This window comes from Mesorhizobium sp. M4A.F.Ca.ET.050.02.1.1 (assembly GCF_003997725.1).
In the GTDB taxonomy this organism is placed as follows: Bacteria; Pseudomonadota; Alphaproteobacteria; order Rhizobiales; family Rhizobiaceae; genus Mesorhizobium.
Genome location: NZ_RZSG01001571.1, coordinates 1 through 383, shown reverse-complemented (window position 1 = coordinate 383; position 383 = coordinate 1). Strand labels below are relative to the sequence as shown.

Annotated in this window: 2 pseudogenes; both read right to left on the bottom strand. The window is 67.6% G+C overall.

The features are described from left to right. Positions 1 to 122 (bottom strand): annotated as a pseudogene (locus EOA33_RS41265) (23S rRNA methyltransferase); the annotation flags it as partial. Then, a pseudogene (locus EOA33_RS38680) lies at positions 122 to 383 on the bottom strand (Ppx/GppA family phosphatase); the annotation flags it as partial. The pseudogenes EOA33_RS41265 and EOA33_RS38680, both read right to left, overlap by 1 nt.

Here is a 383-nt window from a genome sequence, read left to right as displayed (position 1 = left end):
TAGGGATCATTCATGTGGCGCTCGAGCCAGCGGCGCGAGGATTCCTTCAGGCCGCTCTTCTTCTTGATCCGGGTCTTCAGCACCCGAATGCCGCCACCCGGCTTTTCCGGCTTCCTTGCCATTAGCGACCCCGCCCGTCACTGCGCCAGACGCCGTCATCGGCCATCAGCTCACTCAAGATGCCCTCGCGCAGGCCCCGGTCGGCGACGCGCAGCCTCTCTGACGGCCAGACGCCGCGGATCGCCTCCAGGATGGCGCAGCCGGCGAGCACGAGGTCGGCGCGGTCGGCGCCGATGCAAGGGTTGGCGACGCGCTGCTGGAAATCCCAGCCGACCAGCTTCTCGACCATGCGGTCGACGCTTTGGCGGTCCATCCACAGGCCG